We start from the raw sequence: 1104 nt of genomic DNA on the forward strand, positions 1-1104 counted from the left end.
AGTGATGGCTGACGGCTCCCTGCGCTTCAATTTCCCGCTGCCGCAGCTGTCCAAGCTGCGCCCCGGCGAGATCGTGGTGGATCTGTTCGCCGGCGGCGGCGGGGCCAGCGAGGGCCTGAAGCAGGCTCTGGGCATTGATCCCGCACTGGCCTACAACCACGACGAGCAGGCCATCGGCATGCACGCGGCGAATCACCCGCTCACGCAGCACCACCGCGAGGACATCTGGCACGCCGATCCGCGTGTGGACGTGGCCGGCCGCAAAGTCGGCTGGTTCCACGCCTCGCCCGATTGCACGCACTTCAGCCAGGCCAAGGGCGGCCAGCCGCGCAGCCGCAAGACGCGGGCGCTGTCGTGGGTGGTGCTCAAGTGGGTGGGCCAGCTGCTGGAAGCCGACAAGCGCACCGGCGGCAACACCGTGCCGCGCATCATCAGCATGGAAAACGTGTGGCAGATCCTCACGTGGGGGCCGCTGGTGGCCAAGCGCTGCAAAGCCACCGGCCGCGTGCTGCGCATGGACGGCAGCTTGGCCGAGCCGGGCGAGCGTGTGCCAGTGGAAAACCAGCAGCTCATCCCGGACAAGCGCCACAGCGGTCGCACCTGGCGGCAGTTCGTGCATGCGCTGGAATCGCTGGGATATGCAGTGGAATGGCGAAAGCTGGTGGCCAGCGACTACGGCGCCGGCACCAGCCGCGAGCGCCTGTTCCTGCTCGCTCGCCGCGATGGCCTACCGATCCAGTGGCCCAGCCCGACACACGGCAAGGCGTCCAGTCTGAAAAAGCTGGTCACCGCCGCTGACAGCATCGACTTCAGCGACATGGGCCGCTCCATCTTCGACCGGCCGCGCCCATTGGCCGACGCACCATGCGCCGTATCGCCAAGGGCCTGAAGCGACACGTCATAGATGCCGCCGAGCCATTCTTCCTCACCGAGTTTGCCAACGCCGGCAACGGCGGCCGCATCTGGTCGGCGCAGGAGCCGCTGCGTACCCAGTGCGCTGGGGTGAAGGGCGGGCACTTTGCGGTGGTGGCGCCGGCGCTCGTCAAGTTCAAGGGCGACAGCATTGGCCAACCGGTCCATTCCCCCTTGCCGACGATCACCGCA

At 67.8% G+C, this 1104-nt stretch carries 1 protein-coding gene and 1 pseudogene; both read left to right on the forward strand.

What is annotated here, in order from left to right; translation table 11 throughout:
- Positions 1-889 (forward strand): DNA cytosine methyltransferase (locus JCM9942_RS16545; RefSeq protein WP_256202414.1); only part of this gene is annotated, 889 nt, incomplete at its 5' end.
- Positions 865-1104: pseudogene (locus tag JCM9942_RS20370) on the forward strand (DNA cytosine methyltransferase); the annotation flags it as partial. The gene JCM9942_RS16545 and the pseudogene JCM9942_RS20370, both read left to right, overlap by 25 nt.

The organism is Stenotrophomonas pictorum JCM 9942 (assembly GCF_001310775.1).
In the GTDB taxonomy this organism is placed as follows: Bacteria; Pseudomonadota; Gammaproteobacteria; order Xanthomonadales; family Xanthomonadaceae; genus Stenotrophomonas; species Stenotrophomonas pictorum.